We start from the raw sequence: 3973 nt of genomic DNA, 5'->3' as shown, positions 1-3973 counted from the left end.
GGCGCGGGCGGCCTCGGCGAGCACGTCGCACGCCTCGGCCGTGCCGCCGGGCGGCGCCAGGACCAGGTGCGCGGCGATCGCGCTCGCGCTCCGCCCGCGCTCGCGGAGTAGGTCGGCGGCGGCGCCGTGCGCCAGCGACCGCTGCGGCGCGGCGAGATCCTCGTAGACGGCGGACTCGACGAGCGGGTGCACGAAGCTCGTGCCGGACTGGTCGGCCAGGATCTCCGCGCCGATCAGCGCCGTGGCGGCGGCACCCGCGGCGTCCGCGTCGAGTCCGGCCAGCGCGGCGGCGAGCGGCAGGTCGGCGGTCTTGCCGAGCACCGCGATCGCCCGCGCGAGCTCCGTCGCGTCGGCGGGCAGGCCGGCCAGCCGCACGAGCACGGTCCGCAGCACCGCCCGCGGGCCGAGCTCGTTCACCGCGTCGAGGTCCCGGGCCACCGGCGACACCGCCTCGAGCCGCAGCGTCTTGACGAGCTCGCTGAGCAGCAGCGGGTTGCCGCCCGTCGCCTCCCGGCACGCCGCGGCGAACGCCGCGTCGGCGGGCTCACCGAGCGCGTCGCCGAGCAGCTCCGACGTGGCCGCCTCGCTGAGCGCGGCCGGCCGGATGGAGGTGGTGAGCGGATCGCCGACGAGCTCGCCGAGCAGCGCCGCCGACGCGGAGCGCTCGAATGGCCGCAGCGTCGCCAGGACGGAGGCCCGCAGGCGGCCGAGGCGCCGCGTGAGGTAGCCGAGGAACTGCAGCGACGGCTCGTCGCAGAGGTGCAGGTCGTCGATCACCAGCATCGTCGGACCCTGCTCGGCCAGCGCCTCGGTGGCGCCGAAGAGCGCGGCCAGGGTGACGAACGACGCGTCGCCCCCGGCGTCCGCGGTCGGTCCGGGCCGGGCGTCCCGCTCGGCCGGGAACAGCTGGTCGACGACGCCGAACGGCAGGCGGTGCTCGCGCTCGCTGCCGCGGGCCTCGAGGACCTGCACCCCGGCGGCGACCGCCCGGTCCCGCGCCGCCGTCAGCAGCCGGGTCTTGCCGATGCCTCCCGGACCCTCCACGAGGATCAGGCCTGGCCGGCCCGCGGCCGCGCCGTCGACGGCGTCCGCGAGCAGGTCGAGCTCCGGGCCGCGCTCGAGGAGCCGCGGGGGACGCGGGGGGACGACCATCGCCCCCGATCCTAGGCGCATTGACGCTCCCGCGGAACGGCGCGGCTCGAACGGCGTGGGAGTCCGCGCGGGGGGAGGGGGCTACCGGATGCGCGCGACCTTCTTCCCCGCTGACGTGGTGCCGCCGCTCGTGGTGGCCCGCAGGGTGAGCGTCGCCGAGAGCTTGGCCTTCGCCTTCAGGGCCCGCGCCGCCTTCGCCGGCACCTTGATCGACACGGTCTTCGTGGTGGCCGTGCTCGTCGAGGTCGCGAGCTTGACGGTCGTGGTCTTCTTGCCGCGCTTGAACTTCAGGGTGCCGCCGACGACGAGCTTGGCCTTGCGGTCGCAGCGGACCTTGACGGTGAACCGGCCGCGCCGGACCTTCGAGGGCGCGGCGACCGTGCACTTCGCCTTCGGTACGGACGTGCCGGAGCCACCCGGGGTCGGGGTCGCAGGAGGGACCACCACGGGCGGCGTGCCGGTCCCGCCGCCGGTCGTCCCGCCGCCCGCGCCGCCGCCCGCGCCGCCGCCACTGGGAACGCCGCCGCCGGGGACGACCCCGCCGCCGGTGGGTGCGAACGTCGCGCCGACCGTCTTGTCGCCGTCGAGCGTCACCGTGCAGGCACCGGCGCCGGAGCAGGCGCCCGTCCAGCCGGTGAACGTCGATCGGGCGGCCGCGGTCGGCGTCAGCGTGACGACGGTGCCCTGCGCACGCGTGACCGAGCAGGTCCCGGGGCACGAGATCCCGCCGGCCGCACCCGCGACCGACCCCGAACCGGTCGTGGTGACGGTGAGGGTGCGCTGGACGACCTGGACCGGGAGGGCGAGCCGGACGTCGATCCCGCTCTTGTCCTGGCCGTAGTCCGTGCTGACGGCCGAGGCCCCGGCCGCCGTCTCGGCCCCGGCCGGATTCCCGAACTGGTAGTACCGGCTCGCGTAGGCACCGATCGGGGCGCAGGTGGCATCCGGGACGAACTGGACGATGTACGGCAGGGGTGTCAGGCGCCGGACCTCGTACGTGCCGTCGGGAGCCGTGCACGCGCGGCCGGCCTCGACGCCGTCGGTGTCGATCACGCGGGCCGACACACCCGGGAGGCCTGCGCCGCCGGCTGCCTCGGTCACCTTGCCGCTGACCGTCCCCTCGGGACTGAGCGTCGTGTCGATGCCCGGCCGATCCGCGCCGTCGACCACGGCGACGGGGGTCGCGTGCTTCGCCTGCAGGCTGGTGTACCAGCGCGGGGCCCACCCGGTCGCGGCGCACGGGGCGGCCGGATCCCCGGAGAACGAGACGTAGTACGAGTCGGTCGCCAGGCCCGTGAACGCGTACTTCCCGGTGCCGTCGGTGCAGACGGAGCCGACCTTCACGCGGGTCGAGCCGTAGAGGTCGACGGCGTACTGCGAGACCGCGGCCCCGTCGCTGGCCTTGGTGACCGTGCCGTGGATCGAGCCGGTCGCGGCTGACGCGCCGGCGGGCAGGGCCACGCCGAGCGCGGCGGCCAGGATGCTGGCGCGCAGGAGGTTCTTCAGGTGCTTCATGTCGGGGGACATCACTTCTTCTGGGGGTCGGGCTCGACCCGCCGGCAGCCTTCGCGGGCGGGGGAGCATCCGGCGCAGTGTCGCGACGCCCGGTTCGGCGCACAATGCTTCGAACCCCAGACACGGACCCTAGGATTTGCGGGTCGTCGCGCACCTCCACCGTGCCCGGATCCGACCAGAGATCGGCATCTCATCGCGTTGCTACTCGGGTAGCATCCGGGGTATGAAAGTGAGCGTCAGCCTGTCCGAGGACGACGTCGCCGAGCTCGACCGGTTCGCACGGAGCTCGGGGCTGCCGTCGCGCTCCGCCGCGGTCCAGCACGCGATCCGGCTCCTCCGATCTGCGGGGTTGGAGCAGGACTACGCGGAAGCATGGGACGACTGGGAGTCGTCCGGCGACCGCGCACTCTGGGAGCCGTCCACCGGCGACGGGGTCCGTGATGCAGAGAGGTGAGGTCCGGCTCGCGGACCTCGACCCGGTTCGAGCCAGCGAGGCCGACGAGCGCCGTCCGGTGGTCCTCGTCGGCAACGACCGGGCGAACACCACCGCCGCCCGCCTGGGACGCGGTGTGGTGACCGTCGTGCCGGTGACGAGCAACGTCCGCCGGGTCTACCCCTTCCAGGTGCTGCTCCCCGCCGAGCGCTCGGGCCTGCGGGTGGACTCCAAGGCGCAGGCGGAGCAGGTCCGGTCGGTCTCCGTCGACCGCATCGGGCCGGCGTTGGCCCGTCTTCCGGTGACGCTCATGTCCGAGATCGACGACGCCCTTCGACTGCACCTCGACCTGTAGGGACGACGTCCCGAAAGACGATCCGTTTCGGGATGCCCCCGCCGGACACCGAACTGCGGCAGTCGGCGACCGTGCGGTGGCCATCAGTCGAGGCCCCCACCACACGCGACACCCACGAACGATCCACTGCGACGGTGGCCGGGGGAGAGGGAGGTGACCGGCGGGCGCGCCGGTCACCCGCGGTCAGGCGCTCAGACGGCGTTTGAGGGTGATCAGCTGGCCCATGATCTCGGTGGGCAGGTGCGCGCCGTAGGTCTGCAGGTACGCCTCGATCTGCGGCAGCTCCAAACGGACGGCGTCCTCGTCGACCGCGAGCAGGGTCCGGACGTCCTGGTCGCTGAGATCCAAGCCGTCGGTGTTGAGGTCCCGGGGGGTCGGCACCAGGCCGATCGGCGTCTCGACGGCCTCGCCCTCACCGTTGCAGCGGCGGAAGATCCATTCGAGGACGCGGGAGTTCTCGCCGAAGCCGGGCCAGATGAACCGGCCGTCCGCGTCCTTGCGGAACCAGTTGACGTAGA

The 3973-nt window shown here is 74.1% G+C and carries 5 protein-coding genes; 2 read left to right on the top strand and 3 right to left on the bottom strand.

Going from position 1 to position 3973, the window contains the following annotated elements; genetic code table 11:
* Both AB0L40_RS27020 and AB0L40_RS27015 read right to left on the bottom strand, forming a co-directional pair.
* Positions 1-1152 (bottom strand): AAA family ATPase (locus AB0L40_RS27020; protein WP_364361783.1); only part of this gene is annotated, 1152 nt, incomplete at its 3' end.
* 81 nt (positions 1153-1233) lie between these two features.
* Entirely contained in the window at positions 1234-2679 is a 1446-nt protein-coding gene (locus tag AB0L40_RS27015) for a carboxypeptidase regulatory-like domain-containing protein (protein WP_364361781.1), read from the bottom strand.
* 211 nt (positions 2680-2890) lie between these two features.
* Between AB0L40_RS27015 and AB0L40_RS27010 the strand changes: the two genes are divergently transcribed.
* Complete coding sequence (locus AB0L40_RS27010; RefSeq protein WP_364361779.1) at positions 2891-3121, top strand: ribbon-helix-helix domain-containing protein; 231 nt, start codon at positions 2891-2893, stop codon at positions 3119-3121.
* Positions 3108-3455, top strand: coding sequence for a type II toxin-antitoxin system PemK/MazF family toxin (locus AB0L40_RS27005; RefSeq protein ID WP_364361777.1), 348 nt, complete (start codon positions 3108-3110; stop codon positions 3453-3455). The genes AB0L40_RS27010 and AB0L40_RS27005 overlap by 14 nt, the downstream gene beginning before the upstream one ends.
* A 183-nt stretch (positions 3456-3638) precedes the next feature.
* Here the strand turns inward: AB0L40_RS27005 and AB0L40_RS27000 are convergent.
* On the bottom strand, positions 3639-3973 hold a 335-nt coding region (locus AB0L40_RS27000; protein WP_364361775.1), incomplete at its 5' end, for a phosphoenolpyruvate carboxykinase domain-containing protein.

Origin of the sequence: Patulibacter sp. NPDC049589 (assembly GCF_040675535.1) — a bacterium.
In the GTDB taxonomy this organism is placed as follows: Bacteria; Actinomycetota; Thermoleophilia; order Solirubrobacterales; family Solirubrobacteraceae; genus Patulibacter.
The sequence above is the reverse complement of the archived record's forward strand: the minus strand, read 5'-3'. Positions and strand labels throughout refer to the sequence as shown.